The organism is Bartonella sp. AP21QHHD (genome assembly GCF_042196205.1).
Lineage (GTDB): Bacteria > Pseudomonadota > Alphaproteobacteria > Rhizobiales > Rhizobiaceae > Bartonella.
Window position 1 is genome coordinate 18,486 of record NZ_JBHIPT010000092.1, and the last position, 18,844, is coordinate 37,329.

At 35.4% G+C, this 18,844-nt stretch carries 15 protein-coding genes; 5 read left to right on the forward strand and 10 right to left on the reverse strand.

All coding sequences use genetic code 11. The annotated features are described in order from the left end of the window. Positions 1–270: 270 nt before the first annotated feature. Together tldD and ACFIMC_RS05305 are read right to left on the reverse strand one after the other, a co-directional pair. Positions 271–1,695, reverse strand: a complete 1,425-nt coding sequence (gene tldD, locus ACFIMC_RS05300) for a metalloprotease TldD (RefSeq protein ID WP_375634225.1) — start codon at positions 1,693–1,695, stop codon at positions 271–273. Between the two features lie 110 nt (positions 1,696–1,805). Continuing rightward, the gene (locus tag ACFIMC_RS05305; RefSeq protein ID WP_375611128.1) at positions 1,806–2,345 is read right to left on the reverse strand and encodes an invasion associated locus B family protein; all 540 of its coding nucleotides are present in this window, start codon (positions 2,343–2,345) and stop codon (positions 1,806–1,808) included. Positions 2,346–2,689: 344 nt separating this feature from the next. Between ACFIMC_RS05305 and cyoE the strand changes: the two genes are divergently transcribed. The 4 genes from cyoE to rnhA all read left to right on the forward strand — a co-directional run bounded on the left by cyoE (position 2,690) and on the right by rnhA (position 6,291). Further along, the gene (gene cyoE, locus ACFIMC_RS05310; RefSeq protein WP_375634227.1) at positions 2,690–3,625 is read left to right on the forward strand and encodes a heme o synthase; all 936 of its coding nucleotides are present in this window, start codon (positions 2,690–2,692) and stop codon (positions 3,623–3,625) included. Between the two features lie 178 nt (positions 3,626–3,803). Beyond that, positions 3,804–4,859 carry a 4-hydroxy-3-methylbut-2-enyl diphosphate reductase gene (gene ispH, locus ACFIMC_RS05315; protein WP_375636191.1) on the forward strand — a complete coding sequence of 352 codons (1,056 nt, stop codon included), beginning with the start codon at positions 3,804–3,806 and terminating at the stop codon, positions 4,857–4,859. Continuing rightward, a complete protein-coding gene (locus ACFIMC_RS05320; RefSeq protein ID WP_375672016.1) occupies positions 4,859–5,818 on the forward strand; it encodes a homoserine kinase in 960 nt (319 codons plus the stop codon). The genes ispH and ACFIMC_RS05320 overlap by 1 nt, the downstream gene beginning before the upstream one ends. A gap of 5 nt (positions 5,819–5,823) precedes the next feature. Beyond that, on the forward strand, positions 5,824–6,291 hold the full coding sequence (gene rnhA / locus ACFIMC_RS05325; protein WP_375634233.1) for a ribonuclease HI: 468 nt from the start codon (positions 5,824–5,826) through the stop codon (positions 6,289–6,291). Positions 6,292–6,317: 26 nt separating this feature from the next. Here rnhA and ACFIMC_RS05330 read toward each other — a convergent pair whose 3' ends face one another. After that, positions 6,318–7,196 (reverse strand): protein-disulfide reductase DsbD domain-containing protein, encoded by an 879-nt coding sequence (locus ACFIMC_RS05330; protein ID WP_375661881.1) that lies wholly within the window; start codon positions 7,194–7,196, stop codon positions 6,318–6,320. Between the two features lie 71 nt (positions 7,197–7,267). Here ACFIMC_RS05330 and ACFIMC_RS05335 point away from each other — a divergent pair, with 71 nt between their 5' ends. Continuing rightward, positions 7,268–7,852 (forward strand): YqgE/AlgH family protein, encoded by a 585-nt coding sequence (locus ACFIMC_RS05335; protein WP_375672015.1) that lies wholly within the window; start codon positions 7,268–7,270, stop codon positions 7,850–7,852. Positions 7,853–7,894: 42 nt separating this feature from the next. Here the strand turns inward: ACFIMC_RS05335 and ACFIMC_RS05340 are convergent, their stop codons facing one another. The 7 genes from ACFIMC_RS05340 to ACFIMC_RS05370 form a co-directional block, all read right to left on the reverse strand. Beyond that, positions 7,895–10,780: an EAL domain-containing protein gene (locus tag ACFIMC_RS05340; protein ID WP_375672014.1), complete on the reverse strand. Its 2,886-nt coding sequence runs from the start codon at positions 10,778–10,780 to the stop codon at positions 7,895–7,897. 398 nt (positions 10,781–11,178) lie between these two features. Next, positions 11,179–12,453, reverse strand: a complete 1,275-nt coding sequence (locus tag ACFIMC_RS05345; RefSeq protein WP_375611135.1) for a M16 family metallopeptidase — start codon at positions 12,451–12,453, stop codon at positions 11,179–11,181. 83 nt (positions 12,454–12,536) lie between these two features. Next, positions 12,537–13,934, reverse strand: a complete 1,398-nt coding sequence (gene thrC / locus ACFIMC_RS05350; RefSeq protein WP_375613018.1) for a threonine synthase — start codon at positions 13,932–13,934, stop codon at positions 12,537–12,539. Between the two features lie 637 nt (positions 13,935–14,571). Further along, complete coding sequence (locus ACFIMC_RS05355) at positions 14,572–14,934, reverse strand: hypothetical protein (RefSeq protein WP_375613017.1); 363 nt, start codon at positions 14,932–14,934, stop codon at positions 14,572–14,574. A 209-nt stretch (positions 14,935–15,143) separates the two neighbouring features. Continuing rightward, positions 15,144–15,506, reverse strand: coding sequence for a hypothetical protein (locus ACFIMC_RS05360; protein WP_375613016.1), 363 nt, complete (start codon positions 15,504–15,506; stop codon positions 15,144–15,146). A 189-nt stretch (positions 15,507–15,695) separates the two neighbouring features. After that, a complete protein-coding gene (locus ACFIMC_RS05365; protein ID WP_375613015.1) occupies positions 15,696–16,052 on the reverse strand; it encodes a hypothetical protein in 357 nt (118 codons plus the stop codon). Positions 16,053–18,035: 1,983 nt separating this feature from the next. Then, positions 18,036–18,731, reverse strand: a complete 696-nt coding sequence (locus tag ACFIMC_RS05370; RefSeq protein WP_375613014.1) for an HAD family hydrolase — start codon at positions 18,729–18,731, stop codon at positions 18,036–18,038. Positions 18,732–18,844: the final 113 nt, after the last annotated feature.

The window sequence follows — 18,844 nt, forward strand, 5'->3', positions numbered from 1 at the left end:
GTACTTGAGACGGCCCATAAGAGGAATCTTTAGTTCTTTCTTGTACAGTTTTTATCCATATAACTCTCCCCGCCTGTAACGTATAAACGAATGATTTTGATTGATCCAACAGACACAGATTTAAAATGAGAGAATCTTACGGTATTCAAGGTTCTAATAAAATATGAATAACGCTAGATTATCTTTATAAATCAATTCATTGTAACATCCCCCTCACAAAATGGTCGTAATAGACGAGAAGGAGGCAATACTGGGAAGGAATGAGCAAGCTTATTCCTCTATAAGCGCAGTTCCACCGATTGTCATATTATTGATTCGAAGATGAGGTTGACCAACACCAACAGGGACATTTTGCCCTGCTTTTCCGCACATGCCAATACCATTATCAAGTTTGCTATCATTGCCAATCATTGTAATACGTTTCATGGCATCTGGTCCATTACCGATAAGGGTTGCACCTTTAATAGGCGCTACAATTTTACCATTTTCTACTCTGTAAGCTTCAGTACATTCAAAGACGAACTTTCCAGAAGTGATATCAACTTGTCCTCCGCCAAATGAAACAGCGTAGATACCGTTTTTGAATGATGATAGAATTTCTTCAGGTGTTTTATCGCCTCCTAGCATGATCGTATTAGTCATCCGCGGCATTGGTGCATGTGCATAGGATTCACGCCGTCCATTTCCAGTTGGATTAACCCCCATAAGTCGAGCATTTAGTCTGTCTTGCATAAAGCCAACGAGTTTTCCATCTTCAATAAGAACATTATATCCTGATGGGGTTCCTTCATCATCAACAGTAAGTGAACCACGGCATTCGGGAATTGTACCATCATCAACAACTGTAACACCTTTTGCGGCAACTTGTTGGCCAAGAAGTCCAGCAAAAGCAGAAGTTTTTTTGCGGTTAAAGTCACCTTCCAATCCATGACCTACGGCTTCATGAAGCATAACACCGGGCCATCCATTGGCTAAAACAACATCAAATGTTCCTGCTGGCGCTGCTTCTGCTTCTAAATTTGTTAAAGCCATACGTAAGGCTTCATCTGCAGCTTTTTTCCAATTGTCTTCATGAATAAATTGGTTAAATGCTTGTCTCCCTCCACATCCATAAAAACCATTTTCACGTCGATTGCCTTCAGCTGCGACCACAGATATAGAAAGTCGCACAAGGGGACGAATATCACGAACCAAATAACCATCTGCACGTAAAATTTCAACATGTTGTAGCGAGCCGGAAAGAGAAACAGTCACCTGATGCAATTTATCATTTTTAGCACGTAAATAGGCATCAATTTTTTGCAAAAGAGCACTTTTTTCTTCAAATGATGGAGAATCAAGGGGATTATGCGGTTGATAAAGTCTTTTGTTTGTTTGTTGAGGTGCTATGCTATAAGTCCCTGCATGATTATTATAGGTAACAGCTTTAGCAGCTTCACTGGCACGTTTGAGTGCAGCAGCTGATAACTCACTAGAGTGAGCATATCCAGTAGCCTCTCCAGCAACAACGCGTAGTCCAAATCCCATATCTTGATGAAATGAGCCGTTTTTAAGCTGTCCATTATCAAATAAAAGAGCTTCGCTTTCTGTATACTCAAGGTAAAGCTCACCATCATCAGCATGATGAAGTGTTTCCTGTATAAGTGATTGCACTTTAGAGGAAGCAATATCAAAATGATCAATCAGCGATTTCATAAGAATTATCCTATTTTTATGGGGGCTTAGAAGATTTTTATCAATCTAATTTTAAGAATCTTTCAAAATATACGATGAGATTTTGATTGTTTAAAATGTATTGATTTCATTCATGTCGGTAAGGTTGCATAGGCGTCGCCAAGACCATGAAGGTCAACAAAACCTCCAATCCCTTGTTCAGGAGTTGTAAAGATAAAATAGGTTGCCATTTTTCCTTTTAAAAAGAGCTGCAATATGTCTTCTTTAAGAAAGGCTTCAGCAACACAATTATCACCAAGACAACGACGATATTCCATTCTGCCCATATTTTTATCGTCAATTTTAATTCCAACGCCAGGACGTAATTCAACGCGAATCGGAACAAAAACACGCATCAAGGCACCTTGCTTTTGAGGAAGTTTATAAAATGTAACGCGCAAGGTAATATCTTGACGCCCTTGTGTGTGAACGTTTTGTACAACTTCACACTGCATGTTAGGTGTACCTGGTGGTAGAGAACACACTTTTGTCCATGCACCATAGGTTTGTGGAGCAGGGACATCTTGTGCATAGGGTGTTTGTGCAAATGCATGACTGATAAAACTACTATAAAGTGTGTAAAGAACAGCACCAATAAAAAAAGTTTTTTTGAGTAATTTATAAAGTATCACAGAAAATCCTATCCGACTCAACACCCACAACCATGCATAGATTTACATAAAAAAATGAACTCCCCATAAAAAACTATAACACAAAATCAGTATTTACCCAAATATATTAATTCATATGATATATTTTTATGATACATTTGTAATGTGGAGAGAACGTTGATTGAAAAAATGTATTTTTATTGCCAATATTTCCATTTACTTTTAGGGGATACGTGCGAAAGAGATATTTCATATTTTCTCAAAAATACGATTGGTCTTAATTGGTCATTTCCATACGCTAGATAATATTTGTCAGATAATATTGGGTTTGTGAATGACAGAAATGGAAAAGGGCTTTGAGTGGAATGTCAGTTTCAGAAGAGTTATCTGTTGTGAATGGTAAATCAACGCCACCAAAATCCGGTATTGGTGATTACATCACATTATTAAAGCCACGTGTTATGTCTCTTGTGGTTTTTACGGCTCTGGTTGGTTTGCTTGTATCGCCTGTTCCTATCAATCCGTTGTATGGTTTTTTAGCAATTTTATGTATTGCTGTTGGCGGTGGTGGTGCGGGAGCATTGAATATGTGGTATGATGCTGACATTGATGCTGTGATGGAACGAACTAAAAAGCGTCCTATTCCCATGGGTAAAATCAGCTCCCAAAAGGCATTTATTTTTGGCATGGTTCTTTCTATGCTCTCGGTATTGGTTATGGGGAGCTTCATTAATTGGTTTGCGGCATTTTTTCTTGCGTTTACGATTTTCTTTTATGTCGTTATCTATACAATTTGGTTAAAGCGTATCACACCACAAAATATTGTTATTGGTGGTGCTTCTGGGGCTTTTCCACCAATGATTGGATGGTCCGTGACAACAGGGACAGTGAGTATTGATAGCTTTTTATTATTTTTAATCATTTTTATGTGGACCCCTCCTCACTTTTGGGCTCTTTCTTTATTTTCATCTCTTGATTATGAGGCTGCAGGTATCCCTATGATGCCTAATGTACGAGGTGAGCATTCAACAAAAAAACAGATTTTATTTTATACTGTTTTGATGGCATTATGCGCTGCTGCTCCGTGTTTTACTGGTCTTGGCGGAATTTTTTATGGTATTTTTTCAACAATTTTAAGCATTATCTTTATTTATTTTGCCTATCGTTTGTGGAAAGCTGATACACATAATGAAACTATTTTGATGGCCAAAAAAACGTTTTTCTTTTCATTACTTTATTTGGCAGCTATCTTTGGAATTCTTTTGATTGAATCTCTTGTTTGGTATTTTATCGCTCTTTAGTCGCGTAAAATGAAGGAGCAAATTTTAAAAGAGCTTTTCTTCAAGAAAATGCTGTAAGAAAATACGATAGAGTGTGTTCTTATACAAAAGATGATATTGCGCGTTTTTTTACATTGCTTATTCATGTATAATGATAGGTTGTTTGAATATGATAAAGCTATAGAGATTAAGGATGATTATGTCTGGACTTCCCCCTTTAACGATACGTCTTTGTGGTCCACGTGGATTTTGTGCAGGGGTTGATCGTGCTATCCAGATTGTTCTGCTTGCATTAAAAAAATATGGTGTTCCAGTATATGTTCGTCATGAAATTGTACACAACCGCTACGTGGTTGAGGGATTACAGCAACGGGGTGCTGTTTTTGTCGAAGAACTTAATGAGATTCCAGAAGAACATCGCAATCAACCAGTTGTTTTTTCTGCTCATGGTGTACCAAAATCTGTTTCAGAAGAAGCACGATGCTATAATTTGTTTTATCTCGACGCAACATGTCCGTTGGTCTCGAAAGTTCATAAACAAGCGATACGACATCAACGTCATGGTCGTCATGTTATATTGATTGGTCATGCTGGTCATCCTGAAGTGATAGGGACAATGGGACAGCTTGAAGAAGGGGTTGTGACGCTTATTGAAACGATAGAAGATGCTTTGCATTATCAACCCAATGATCCAGATAAATTAGGATTTGTTACACAAACAACGCTTTCTGTTGAAGATACTGCAGGAATTATCGATATATTACAACAACGTTTTCCTACATTAGCAGCCCCAGCGGCTGAATCAATTTGCTATGCTACAACGAATCGACAAGATGCGGTTAAAGCAGCGGCAAAGGGGAGTGATTTGTTTTTGATTGTTGGAGCACCAAATTCTTCTAATTCACGACGTTTAGTAGAGGTTGCCGAAAAGTCTGGTGCGCGACAAGCTATTTTAGTTCAGCGCGCTGATGAAATTAATTTTGAAAACCTAAAATCTCTTTCTATTGTCAGTCTTTCAGCAGGGGCTTCGGCTCCTGAAATTATTATTGATGAAATTATTTCAGCGTTTCGTGAGCGTTATGATGTCACAATAGAATTAGCTGAAACAGCGGTAGAAACGGAAAAATTTTTAGTGAGTCGCGAATTACGTGACGTCATTTTAACGTCTCAAGATATGGCTTTCGTCAATGGTCAAGCAAATAATGCAAAAAATGAAAATCAGAATACAGACATGTCTACAACGAAAGCAGAATAATGGCCGTTTATACAGATATTCACCCAAATGATTTAAAAGTGTTTTTAACACGTTATGCAATAGGATCACTTTTGTCTTATCAAGGTATAGAAGAGGGGATTGAAAATTCCAATTTTATGTTAGAGACAACACAAGGGCGATTTATTTTAACACTTTATGAAAAGCGTATTTCAGAAGATGATTTACCTTTTTTTTGTCGCTTGATGCAGCATTTAGGACAACGTGGAATTCCTTGTCCTAAACCTGTTATTCAAAATGATGGAATGATGATCTGTGAATTAGCAGGACGTCCTGCTGCTATTATTACTTTTCTGGAAGGAGAGTGGATCCGCCAGCCCAACATAGATCATTGTGGCGAAGTGGGGATGGGGTTAGCACAATTACATTTAGCAGGACAGGATTTTACACTCAGTCGTAAAAATACTCTTTCTGTTATGGATTGGCAGGTATTGTGGCAACGTTGTCAAACCAAAGAAGATGCATTGTTAAAAGAATTTGGACAAAAAATTGAGTTGGAATTGGCTTTTTTACAGGAAAATTGGCCGTTCAATTTACCAATAGGCATTATTCATGCAGATTTATTTAATGATAACGTTTTTTTTGTGAATCATCGTCTTTCTGGGATGATAGATTTCTATTTTGCTTGTAATGACTTTTTTGCTTATGATTTAGCGATCTGTTTAAATGCTTGGTGCTTTGAGCCTGATCATTCCTATAATCTTACCAAAGCACGTAAGTTATTGGAAAATTATCAAAAAATAAGACCATTGATCCCTTTAGAATTGGACAAGATGGTTTTATTAGCTCGTGGTGCGTCTCTACGTTTCTTACTCACACGTCTATATGATTGGTTTAATACACCGCCTAATAGCTTTGTTATTAAGAAAGATCCATGGGAGTATTGGCACAAGCTTTGTTTTTTCAGTAATGTAAATTCGCTAAGTGAATTAGGTTTTTAAATTTTATGGCAACTCAACAAAAAGTCGTTGAAATTTATACAGATGGTGCTTGCTCAGGGAATCCTGGAATTGGAGGGTGGGGGGCAATTTTACGCTGGAATGGTCATGAACGGGAGCTTTATGGCGGTAAGGTCCATACGACAAACAATCAAATGGAACTCATGGCGGCAATTTGTGCATTAAAGGTGCTTAAAGAGCCCTGTTTGGTCGATCTTTATACAGACTCAGTTTATGTACGTAACGGTATATCTAAGTGGATTGAAGATTGGAAAAAGAATAATTGGCGCACCGCATCAAAAAATCCTGTTAAAAATATGGAGCTATGGCAAGCTCTTGAGGATGCTAGTTCTTGTCATACAGTTAGATGGCACTGGGTAAAAGGGCATGCGGGACATCCAGAAAATGAACGCGCAGATGCCCTTGCTCGCAAAGCAATTACTCAATATCGTGAAAATGGACGTTTTCCAGCATAATTGCTGTTTGAGAGCTTTTTCTTTTATCACGGAGACGCAAGAGGGGTTGGCTGCGTATGGAATATGAATGTTCCACTTAAGGCGTGATCTTTAAAAGAAACTGTATAAAAAATTTTTTGGTTTATTTCTTCTGGTGCGAAATAGAGTGGAGCATTAAAGAGTGTATATTCTGCGTTATCACTGACTTTTCTTGCTGCTCCAATTTGCATTTCTCCTCCATCTAAAAAGAGAGAGGAAGGAGTGGTTTTGTTATTATTTTGTATTTTTATAAGAAGGGTACTGTTATTTTTTTCGGCACTTATTTTTAGTGCATTCTGCGCCATGCGTGGCAAAGAATCTTGCGCCTTTTTTAAGAAGGAAGCAGGAAGCTGTTTATTTTTAAGAGCAGATGGCGAAAAATCAAAGTTAACAGTAAATGGAAGACAGATTTTGTGACATAATCCAAGAGTGAAAGCACCACTTAAATTTTTGCTTGAACTAGAAAGATTGAAGGGCAATATTACTTTATCTTTATAACCTAATGACCAATCATTTTCTGTTTCAAAAAGCTGTGGAGTAGGATAAAAGATTTCATAAGAAATCTGTTGGTTGAAATTAAAAAATGGTGCCATGCCAGAATTACCTGGATTACGCCAGTAAGTTTTCCATCCTGGTTTAAGCTCAATTTCAATAATGCCTTCTCTTATTCCAGAAAGAGAAGGTTCAGTGATCGCTAATCGGATACGACCACCATCTGATTCATACCAAGATGTTGCGAAAAGCTGGAGTTTTTGTTCTGTTTGAGCATTTACAGGAATGTTAAGTAATTCTAAAACTATGAATGTTAAGCTTAAAGTAACTAAAAGCTTTTTATAAAAGAAAGTTGCGATATTTTGTAAATTTGTAAATATATAACTTTTTTTCATTGGAGTTTTATTTTCCTAGTGTGCTAAATGAACAAACTTTTATCATGTAAATTATGGAGAATAACAGATTAATGAAGCGGTGTAATGGCTTTTTAGGTGGACAATTACTCATAGCAATGCCTGGGATGAATGACAAACGCTTTATTCGTTCTGTTATTTATATTTGTGCGCATTCTGATGCCGGTGCGATGGGCATCATTCTCAATCAATTGCATCATATTGATTTTCCGGAGCTTTTGCTTCACTTAGGAATCATAGACAGTGGCCAAAAAAAAAGTCTTTCTGAACCAATAAAACAGTTTCCAGTTCGCTATGGTGGTCCTGTTGATCCTTCGCGTGGTTTTGTTCTTCATTCAGATGATTATGCTTGTGAAGAAACTGTTTTTATTGCAGATAAGATCTGTTTTACTACGACAATTGATATATTAAAAGCGATCAGTTGCGAACAAGGTCCGCAACATGCACTGGTCGCATTAGGCTATGCTGGATGGAAAGCGGGGCAACTTGAGGCAGAAATTTCTACAAATGGTTGGCTAATCAGTTCTACATCACCTAGTTTTCTTTTTGAAAGCGATTTAAGCTGCAAGTATGATAAAAGTTTAACACGCATGGGTATCGATCCAACTTATCTTGCTTCTGAAATGGGACACGCGTAGAGTTTTTTCTAAGCTTTTTAACTTTACACGTTATTTTATCCCTTATGTTTTTATTTTATAAGGGAAATGGCTCTGAACGAGCGTAATTAATTCTTCTATGGCAATCGGTTTCGTCACAAGTGTACTTTGAACATATTTACAGCCTTCTTGACGGAGGAAGATTGCTTCTTTTTCATTTTCAACACCTTCTGCGATAATTTGCAAATTAAGATCTGTTGCCATATTAATGATAGACTTTAGAACAATTTTCTTCTTAAGAGAGTCGATTGAGATAAGTGAACGATCAAGTTTAACCATATCAAATGGATAACGTACGAGATAGGTCAGAGACGAATAACCTGTTCCAAAATTATCGAGTGCGAGATTCATTCCAAGTGTTTTAATTTGTTCAAGAAAGTGCGCTGATTGTTCAGGATTATTTCTTAAGACAAATTCAGATATTTCAATCATCAGACGCCCTTTGTGGAGCGGATGGCGAAGCAAAGCGGCACGCAATTGACTGATAAAACGAGGATGAATCATTTCTGCGCTTGGTAAATTAATTGAAATAAAGAAAGATTGTTGGGAAAACTTTTCTTGTACATTTATAAGATCAATAATGGCATTATCGATGATAAATTGTGACAAATCCATAACAATTTGTTCATTTTCTACGATTTTTATGAAATCAGAGACATTTAAATTTCCATAAGTGGGATGATGCCATTCTACAATTGTTTCAAAACCAATAATATGTCCGTCTGATAAATTAAGAATAGGATGGTAGAGGATTTTCATCTCATTACGTTTTATGGCATAATGGACATCTTTCTCCAGAGTATTATGTTCGAGACCCAAAGTGCGAAAATTAGGACGAAAAGGTTCAATATGGTTCCCACCCATTTGTTTTGCGCGAATCATCGCTAACTCACTATCATTAAAAATATCTTTAGCCGTCGACCGGCTTTCACTCCATGTAACCAATCCGATAGAGGTTGAAAGGATTATTTTATTTTCTGAAAGTGAAATAGGTGCTGAAATTGTTTTGTGCAAATGATCTGCAAATGCTGCAATTTTTTGTGGTTCGGTTTCACTGAGTAAAATAATTGCAAAGCGGTCTGCTGAAAGACGCGATAAGGTGTCTTGAAAGTTAATGAGACGATTTAAACGACGTGCGATTATAAGCAGTACAGTATCCCCAACTGCTATGCCTAATTTGCGATTAATTTGGCGAAAATTGTCAAAATCAATCATAAAGACAGTTGGTCTAATTTTGATATTTGCTTTCGCTAAAGAGGTATAATTTTGTAGTCTATCAAAGAAAATTTGTTGGTTAGGAAGTCCAGTTAAGCTGTCGTGGATTGCATCATGCAATAAGCGTTCTTCGGATTTTTTATGGTTAGTAATATTGACAATGGTTCCAATGACACGTGTGATTTTTCCATCTTTTTGCATAGCCGGACGTGCACGAAGAGAAAACCAATGATAATAACCACCACCGGAAGAAAGCCGAAAAATTTGATCAATGCGCCCTTTTTTATTTTTAAGAATGATATCCAATACGGCTTGAAAGCGTTCACGATCATCATGGTGCAAGGCTGAAATCCAGTTGCGCATAGGTCCATTGAGGTTATGAATTTCAGTACCAAAAAGGGTTGCCATGTTTGGATGTACAACAATACGATCACGCTCAATATTCCAATCCCAAATAATATTTCCAGCTCCCTTTGCTGCGAGTACTTGTTGTTCAAGGTCGGAAAATATTCCTTCATGGAAAGCGTCATTAGAAAAAGTTTGTTGCAGGACAGTAAAGCTTATGAGAAGAACAATGAGCACTAATCCTCCCGCTAATGCTGGCTGGATAATATCATTGTTTAAATGTCCAGCTATGCAGGCATAGGCTCCAACACACCAAAAGCTAATGAGCAACCATGTTGGAATAAGCATAATGGCGCGGTCATAGCTTCTGATTGAGAAATAGATGATTAATATTATACCAAGCACAGCGGTAAGGCCAAAAGACAAACGCGCAATTCCAGCTGCTCTGATGGGATCATAAATAGCAAAGGCTCCTAGACTGCAAAACGCAATGGTCCAAGCGATAGCACCGTAACTAAAATGATAATGCCAGCGGTTAAGGCTGAGATAGGTAAAAAGAAAAATGAAGAGTGTAGCAGTAAGTGCTACTTCTGTACCAGCACGCCAGATTGGTTGGGTTGTGAGTGTAACTGCAAAGAATTTATTTAAAAAGTTGAAGTCAATACCAATATAAAAAAGCACTGCCCAAGCAACTGCCGCTGTTGCAGGAAACAGCCCTGTTCCACGGACGACGAAGAGAACAGTTAACAAAAGCGCTAAGAGACCTGATATCCCAAGAAGAATACCATGATAAAGCGTATAAGAATTAATTGCATCTTTATAAGCTTCAGGTTGCCATAAATAGATTTGCGGTAGATTTGCAGAGTTAAGTTCGGCCACAAATGTAATAACAGCACCAGGGTTAAGGGTAATACGAAAGATATCAGAGTTTGCACTAAGTTGACGATCGAGGGAAAAACCTTCGCTTGGCGTTATGGATTGAATCCTTGATGATCCAAGGTCTGGCCAAAAAAATCCAGAATGTGCCATGCGGTAATGGGGGGCAACGATGAGACGATCAACTTGTTCATCTGTTGGATTTGCAAGAGAAAAAACTGCCCAATTTCCGGAAAATTTTTCATTTTTTGCCTGCACTTCAATACGCCATACAATACCATCTGGTCCTGGTGCTGTACTTGTTTGAAAAATAGAGTTGTTTGTATGGTGAATTTCAATTGCTTTTGAGAGATCAAGAGCAGCATCTTGAGAAGAAATTTTAACTGGTTCAATTGCTTGTGCTGATGTAAGATGGACAAAAGAACTAACGACTACAATGAAAATGATGTCAATTATTTTACGCAAACTCTTCACAATGTCCCACTCTCAATATTTTAGGATGTTTAATTTTCATTTCGACTTTTGAGAAAAAACGTCCACCTTTTATAATTTATTTACATAATAAATTGTTATCACTTTTTCTTAAGTTATGTGATTTTATATACAAATAGACCACACACCCATTTGCTTCAATGGAACCTGAAGCGAATGAAGTTTTATATTTTAAAAGGGCAAAGTTAAACCATGAATTTCCAGATTTCACGGATATACCTTCACTTATTAGAATCTTTATCACATGAAGTATGAATTGGGTAGTTTTGTACGCCTATTTGCCCAATATTTCCAAAACTTATTTAATGAGGAGAGCTTTTGTGGTAAATTTTATGATAAAATATGTGATGTTATTGTGATGCTGCTTTGAAAAGAAGTTTTTACTTTAGCTTGTATGAAAGAGTTGACGTTAAATCATCAAAATTTATGAGGGGTCCTACAGGTCCGACAGCAGTTAGTGTTGGAGTGGAGTTTGTAAAAAGACGATGTGCTAAATCAGTTAATCTTTTAGGAGTGATGAGATTGAGGCGTTCAATTGTTTCCGATATTGGAATTGGTCGACCATAAAGGAGTATTTGGCGAGCAATGAGATGTGCTTGACTAGAGGGATTTTCCTGTGACATTGTCAGATTTGCACGATATTGCGTTTGTGCTCGTTGCAGTTCGTTGGCGTGAATATTTTTGCTGACCTTGGAAAGTTCATCAAGAATCACAGGAATAAGTTCTTTGAGCCCTTCTTGTCCGGTAGCTGCGTGAACACCAAAAAGCCCAGTATCTGAAAATCCCCAATGAAAAGCATAAATAGAATAGCATAATCCACGTTTCTCTCTTACCTCTTGAAAAAGACGTGAAGACATACCACCACCAAGAATGATAGAAAGAATTTGGGCTGCATAAAAATCACGCGCGTGATAAGCACGTCCTTCAAACCCTAGAACAACTTGTGTATCCATTAAATCGCGATATTCACGAAAGTCGCCACCGACATAATTTGCAAGATTAGTAAGAGGTGCGGTTGAATGGGAGCGAAAAGTACCAAGACGACTTTCAACTTCTCGCAAGAAACTTTCGTGCTTTACAGCTCCTGCAGCAACGACAATCATACGATCTGCACTATATTGTTTATTGATGAAATCATGGAGATCAGTAGATGTAAATGATTGAATAGTTTTAGCTGTTCCTAAAATAGAGCGTCCAAGGGATTGATGACGAAAGGCTGTTTCTGTAAAGTGATCAAAAACAATGTCATCAGGAGTGTCATGGGCAGCACCAATTTCCTGAAAGATTACTTGTTTTTCTCGTTCTAGTTCATCGTCGTCAAATTTTGAATGCATTAAAATATCGGCTAAAATATCTATAGCAAGTGGGATATCGCTTTTAAGAACACGTGCAAAGTAAGCTGTTGTTTCAATACTGGTTGTAGCATTGATTTCACCGCCAACATCTTCAATATCGGTTGCAATTTGAAAAGCAGTACGGTTTTCGGTTCCTTTAAAAGCCATATGCTCAAGAAGATGAGCAATACCATGCTGTGTGGAGGTTTCATTGCGTGAGCCCACTTTAACCCATATTCCGAGGGCAACACTATCAATTTGTTGCATTGTATGTGTGGCGATAGTCAAACCATTACTAAGGCGACATATATCTACATCCATGTATTTACAACTCCATTAAATAAGCTAAATACCTCATTGTAAGGGTATCAGAATATTCTTGATTTAAATTAATGCAGCTAACTTTAATAAGATGCACGCGATTTTAAAGAAATATAATCTTTTACTATTTTTTCATCATTAGCAAGATTTATAAAATGTTCTTCGTGTTTCATTACATCATTGAGATGAGATGGCCATGGAGCATGAAGGCCACAAGCGCTTTTAATAGTATCAGGAAATTTAGCTGGATGAGCCGTGGCAAGAACGATCATTGGAATATGCGATTTTTTGTTTTCACGCGCTACTTGAAGAGCGACCGCTGTATGTGGATCAACAAGATAGCCACTTTCCTTATAGACACTATCAATTGTTTGAGCTGTTGCAGCCATGTTGCTTTTTCCAGCGGAAAATAGGGAACGAATATTTTTGAGTTGCTTTTCATCAAGAGTAAAGAGACCCGTTTTTTTCAAGTTTTCCATTGCATTGCGAATCCACATTGGATCACGATTGCCACTTTCAAAGAGCAAACGTTCAAAATTAGAAGAGACCTGAATATCCATAGAAGGTGATGTTGTATGGACTATTGGTTGTGTTTTGTAAGTACCACTGGTCAATGTACGTACAAGGATGTCGTTATCATTCGTTGCGATGACCAGTTGAGCAATGGGTAATCCCATACGGGCTGCGACATAACCTGCAAAAATATCACCAAAATTTCCAGTAGGAACAGTAAATGAAACAGCTCTATCAGGTGCTCCTAAAGAAAGTGCAGATGAAAAATAGTAAACAATTTGCGCCATGATACGCGCCCAATTTATAGAATTAACACCTGAAAGTGCTCTTTTTTTACGAAAATTGTGGTCATTAAACATTGCTTTGACAAGAGCTTGGCAATCATCAAAATTTCCTTCAATGGCAATGGCATGAACATTGGAACAATGATTGGTTGTCATTTGCCGTTGTTGAACAGGCGATACACGTCCTTTAGGAAATAAAATAAAAATATCTGAGTGTTCTTTTCCAGCAAAAGCCTGTATTGCAGCTCCTCCTGTATCACCTGATGTTGCAGCAATAATCGTTGCACATCTATTTTTTTCAGTCAAAACATAATCCATCAGTCGAGAAAGAAACTGCATTGCTACATCTTTAAAAGCTAAAGTAGGACCATGAAAGAGTTCAAGGATAAATTCATCTGCTCCAGTTTGTCGTAACGGACAGATTGCTGGATGGTGAAAGGTTGCATAAGATTCAGCGATCATATTTTCAAAAGCTGTATATTCGATTTCGTTATTCACAAAGGGCCACAGAATAGTTTTAGCAATTGTTGTATAGGACTGACCACGAAGTGCTCGTAACGCATCAAATGATAGCTGAGGAAATTTATCTGGCAAATAAAGTCCCCCATCACTTGCCAACCCTGTCATGATTGTTTCCGTAAAGCTTAAAGCAGGAGCTTCACCTCTCGTGCTGATATATTCCATAAGTCTTATCCTTTTTTTATTTCTGGCAAATTGATGAAGTTATTTATTTCACGTTTTTCATAATATTTAAATTATTAAATGGATAGAGCTTCTTTTCTTCTTTTTAATTCAATAATGAAAGGAAATAGCCTTAAGCATTTTTATTTTTGAGATATAAACGCCAAATGTTCACAGAAAATCTGTTACAGTCAAAATTTTTTTCTCTATTATTCATTCACTTAAATTTTACAACGTATCTTCACTTGTACACCTTCTTAAATAATAAAATTAAATAGATAGAATGGTATTTATTGAAGAACTTTTGTATAAAACTCAATCATTCATAGTTATTTTATGCTCTTAATACTTTGTAACAATTAAATCTGCTAAACTGAATGTTAAAATGATACATCTCAGAACTCACATTGGAAGATTTATAAGGTAATTTTATGGCACTTCGTGCGCAAATCTATACTTTGAATAATCTTTTTTAGCTTAATTTATCACTTTGTATAATAATAGATATTATATTTGTGCTATACAGTATGGTAACCTAAAGTTTATCCATAGAAAACATACAACAGCCTGCTAAATGATGGGAAGCAGGCTGTAAAGTATTTTCATTTTAAATAGAAAAAAATAACTAAGTATCTTTGAATTATTTGCCTTTAATTTTTCCTATTGCCCATCCGATTATCCCGCTAAATATGGCCATAACAGATCCAGTCAAGAATCCAAAACCCAAAGCTCCTACTGTAGAAAAAACTCCTAGCGTAATTGGTTCAAACACTTTCTCAAATTTTCCTTCAAAGGCAGATTCACTTTTTGCTTTATGAGTGAAACTTGGGACATAAAGAGCAGCTATATCGATAGCTTTTTTCTTTCCTTGTTCTATTAAAGAGACAGTTTCCCATTGAGTATCATTTTTCAAATGATTGGCATGAACATTTATAACTTGTGAAAGCAGAAAAGCAACTGCTATAAAAATATTTAATACGTAAGTTTTCAATACTTTAATCATAGTTTACCACCAATACTTTTATTTTAATCTGAATTGAATAGATGCATCGGCAGAATTAGTGCACATTGAGAGAAACAGAAGCATTTAAAGCTTTTTTCACTCTTAGTGTGATAATTCATTAGTTTTTGTCATCAACAATGGATAAACACGGAATATGTTCATAGTTTATATTTCATATGAGAAGGTCTTATTCTGATGAAATTTCAATTTTAACGAGATTTAAAATACAATATTATTTTACTTATTATCCATCCTAAAAACATGCCTATCGTACTTGATGCATATCCAAGTGCCATCCCCATACCAAAAGCCCCGAGTGTAAGAGGTTCAACAACCTTTTCAAATTTTCCTTCAATAGTAGCTTCATTACCCACTCCACGATTTAGACTAGGTCTATAGAGAGAAACGGTATGGACTGCATCCTTTCTTTTCTGTTCTATTGCAGAAACAAAAATATTCTCACGATGAGTACTATTTTGTAAAGAGTTTGCATGCACATTTACAACCTGAGAAAGAGAAAAGGCAGACATAATGAAAATACTTAATATATGATTTTTAAATAATTTAATCATAATTTACCTCAAAGATTTATACTATTCAATATATATGAGTAAATTTATACTTAATTTATACTTTGGATATTTGGATGTAATCTACAACATTTATATTTTGTAGCATAATGAGCTTCATTATGTAATTATTTACAATGAATTATAGCCACATAATAAAGCTATTATTATAGAGTTCTAGACGAGGTTGAATTATTTGAACATCAATACTATGTCCTTTATCCAACTTATTATCGATCCTATAAAGCTCATTACATGTCCAGTAAACAATAGCCCCATTCCTATAGTCATAGGCTCAACGACCTTTTCAAATTTTCCTTCACCTATTGTTCCATGTTCTGTTTGATAATTTACAGACGGAGCATAGAAAGCAGTCGTAGAAACTACATCGGATTTCGCATATTTTACTTGTTCCATTGGGAAAACAGAAAGTTCCTCTTTTGGAGTATCGTTTTTCAAATAGTTTGCATTAACATTTACAGTTTGTGAAATAAAAAAAGTGCTCGCTATAAAAATGCTTAAAATATAATTTTTAAATATTTTTACCATAACTTTACCTCAAATATTTTTAAGTTATATATGTAAGAAATATACATAATGTTTATGTATCTCACACTATACACAAGTAATATAGTTCAATATGTATTTTTAGTCAATAATAAAAATACATATAAAAATATAACTATAATTTTTATAAACGTTATTGTAAAAAAGTAACAGTAATAATTACAAATTATATTTTTTAAAAACTTTATACAATATTTTATTATGTGTTATATATAAAATAACATATGGTTGTCGTATAATTTTTATAAATGATATTAATATATTTTTTTAAATACATTTATAGATAATAAAATTGATCAAAATTTTTACATATTAAATATATAAAAATTTATTTATTATTGATAGTATAATAGAAAACATGAAAATTATGATGTGGTTATAAAAATATTATTAACAATTAAAATATGAATGGACACGATAAAATTTTATTATTTATAGTATTTATTATAGATAGTCATTATTATAGAATTTGTGTTCTATATATATTATTCAATGGTTATTTAATTGCATCGTTATAGCAGAATAATACTGCTTAATTTACTATTAAATATATACATTTATCTTATAGATAATAATATGTTATAGATACTAAAAAATGTACAATTTTCTCATAGTGTAAAGTAGAGCTCGAATTGGATAGAGATAAATGATATTATCTTTTTATCGCCAATGTGAACAGCATATTACTATGATGCAAGGCAGTGTATAGAAGAATATAATTTAGACATATTTATGAGTGCCGAAAGATCAGCATTAGATAATATTTTCAACACTTTCTTCTTTCCAAACTGAAAAGCCGCTTTTATTTTTAGAAAGTGGATTACTTTTGAAAAGATCTGATTTCATTGCTTATTTAAAAAGGCTATTAAGTGCTTTCGGAAAATTTTAAGCAACTATTGGTATCGCTGTCGCTTGTTTAACATGATTATATGTTTCATATTTATGTGCTTTTTTAAAGAAACCGTTCTCAAGGTACTCAAGCCTATTTTGCAATGATAGATATGATGATAAAGCCCCCATAATATAAAATTCTTAGGGCATCAGAATTTTTGACGTTTATAAAGAAGAAAGATGGCATTGCCATACACTTTTCTCGCTCCTAATGTTGCTACAATTTTTGCCTTTTGAGATGATTCATTAAAAGGCATTTTTATTTCTTTATTTATTTAATTCAGCATATCTAGGTTTGAAATGAGAGAATCTTACAATATTCGGTTTTTTTGCTTAATTTGAATCATGATAAATTATGATTATAAATCAATATATTGTCTGTAAATTACTTGGTATGAAATATTTTTTATAAAATGCACATCTTCATAAGAGTGTATTCTTTTTGTTTTTTGTAATCTTAGGGAGGTTGTACCAATTGATGCTGTTAAAATACTATTTAAGCAGCAAAGTAAATAAGCCTTCAACAAGTTTATGAGATTTGGATTGAGTAAATATAAGCCTTTGTAACTCAACAAGGACGCATTTGTCATTTTCAATAAAGTCTTGTGTTCCATAGATTCCGCGAATTTTAATATTTTTTCCATGATCAATAGGCACATCCCTTACAATTTTACCATAGTATGTGATTTTTTTGATCAGATGAAAGAGGCTAGCAATTCTCACATCTTATCGAGCAAGGCATCGTAATATTCCTTTTTTGACAAATATAATAATTTATCAGGATGAGCTGCTGAGGTTGGGAGTGGGATATCGGAGTTGAGATAGATAAGCAGGGTTTAATTTTCATGAGTTGGCACCCCTGTTTTTGGCTTTTTTTTAAGTACGTGCAATGGTTAACAGACTTATGATTTCAATGAGGTGCTATATTTTTCCTTCACATTGAGATGCAATTCACCCGTGTCGTGAATTACGCATTTATTGAAGTTATTATAAAAGGAGCAGCGAGAAGAGCAGGACATTTGAATAAAAATGCTTCTTACAAGAGTTTACAAATTGATATATTCAAGAGATTTTTTATAATAGATCTCGCCATACTGCCATTGCTTCTAAGACTTCTCCTAAATGAGCATGTTTTGCAATAACTGTTTCTGCACCAGCTTCTGCAAGTGCATTAGAGTGGCCAAGATAGCTATGTGATCCTCCCGTAAAGCCGATGACACGCATGCCTGCTGCTATGGCTGCGTGTACACCATGAAGTGAATCTTCTATAACGATAGTGTTTTGGGGCTCTGCCTGTAATTGTTGTGCGGCAAAAAGGAAAACATCAGGGGCCGGTTTCGTTCTTTTTGTTCCAACTTCAGGTGCTGAAAATATTTTACCTTCAAAAAGGTCATAGAGATCAACCGTGATGAGCATCTCTTTTATATCTACGCTTTTTGCATTAGAGCAGATACAGTAGGGATAGCGTGTTTGGATAATTTCTACAGCTTCTCTTACATCATCAATAGCCCGTAATTTAGTTTTTATTTGTGTACGAAAAATATTAGTCATTTGATCTATGAGATGAGCAGAAATAGGTTTTTCTGTTTCCTGTTCAACGTGTTTAAGAATATCGCGAAAGATAAGCCCTGCAAAACGCTCACTCAATTCTTCGGGTGATATTTCATATCCTGTTTGTTTGAGCAATTGAGATCCAATTTTTGCTGCAAGATATTCAGAGTCGACGAGAACTCCGTCACAATCAAAAATAATAAGATCTATCTGAGGCATAAGATATTCCTTTACATGTTACGAGATGGACAACTTTCATGAAAACGATATTGAGAAGATCTTATTTCATAAAAATACGCTTTGAAAATGATTCTTAATTCTTTTACGAAATA

What these genes read in the sequence shown, in the direction of transcription:
- ispH (WP_375636191.1), top strand. Translation starts at nt 3,804, where the DNA reads ATGTCTGGACTTCCCCCTTTAACGATACGTCTTTGTGGTCCACGTGGA.
- tldD (WP_375634225.1), bottom strand. Translation starts at nt 1,695, where the DNA reads ATGAAATCGCTGATTGATCATTTTGATATTGCTTCCTCTAAAGTGCAA.
- ACFIMC_RS05345 (WP_375611135.1), bottom strand. Translation starts at nt 12,453, where the DNA reads ATGGATGTAGATATATGTCGCCTTAGTAATGGTTTGACTATCGCCACA.
- ACFIMC_RS05335 (WP_375672015.1), top strand. Translation starts at nt 7,268, where the DNA reads ATGAAGCGGTGTAATGGCTTTTTAGGTGGACAATTACTCATAGCAATG.
- ACFIMC_RS05360 (WP_375613016.1), bottom strand. Translation starts at nt 15,506, where the DNA reads ATGATTAAATTATTTAAAAATCATATATTAAGTATTTTCATTATGTCT.
- ACFIMC_RS05330 (WP_375661881.1), bottom strand. Translation starts at nt 7,196, where the DNA reads ATGAAAAAAAGTTATATATTTACAAATTTACAAAATATCGCAACTTTC.
- ACFIMC_RS05370 (WP_375613014.1), bottom strand. Translation starts at nt 18,731, where the DNA reads ATGCCTCAGATAGATCTTATTATTTTTGATTGTGACGGAGTTCTCGTC.
- thrC (WP_375613018.1), bottom strand. Translation starts at nt 13,934, where the DNA reads ATGGAATATATCAGCACGAGAGGTGAAGCTCCTGCTTTAAGCTTTACG.
- ACFIMC_RS05355 (WP_375613017.1), bottom strand. Translation starts at nt 14,934, where the DNA reads ATGATTAAAGTATTGAAAACTTACGTATTAAATATTTTTATAGCAGTT.
- rnhA (WP_375634233.1), top strand. Translation starts at nt 5,824, where the DNA reads ATGGCAACTCAACAAAAAGTCGTTGAAATTTATACAGATGGTGCTTGC.
- ACFIMC_RS05365 (WP_375613015.1), bottom strand. Translation starts at nt 16,052, where the DNA reads ATGGTAAAAATATTTAAAAATTATATTTTAAGCATTTTTATAGCGAGC.
- ACFIMC_RS05320 (WP_375672016.1), top strand. Translation starts at nt 4,859, where the DNA reads ATGGCCGTTTATACAGATATTCACCCAAATGATTTAAAAGTGTTTTTA.
- cyoE (WP_375634227.1), top strand. Translation starts at nt 2,690, where the DNA reads ATGTCAGTTTCAGAAGAGTTATCTGTTGTGAATGGTAAATCAACGCCA.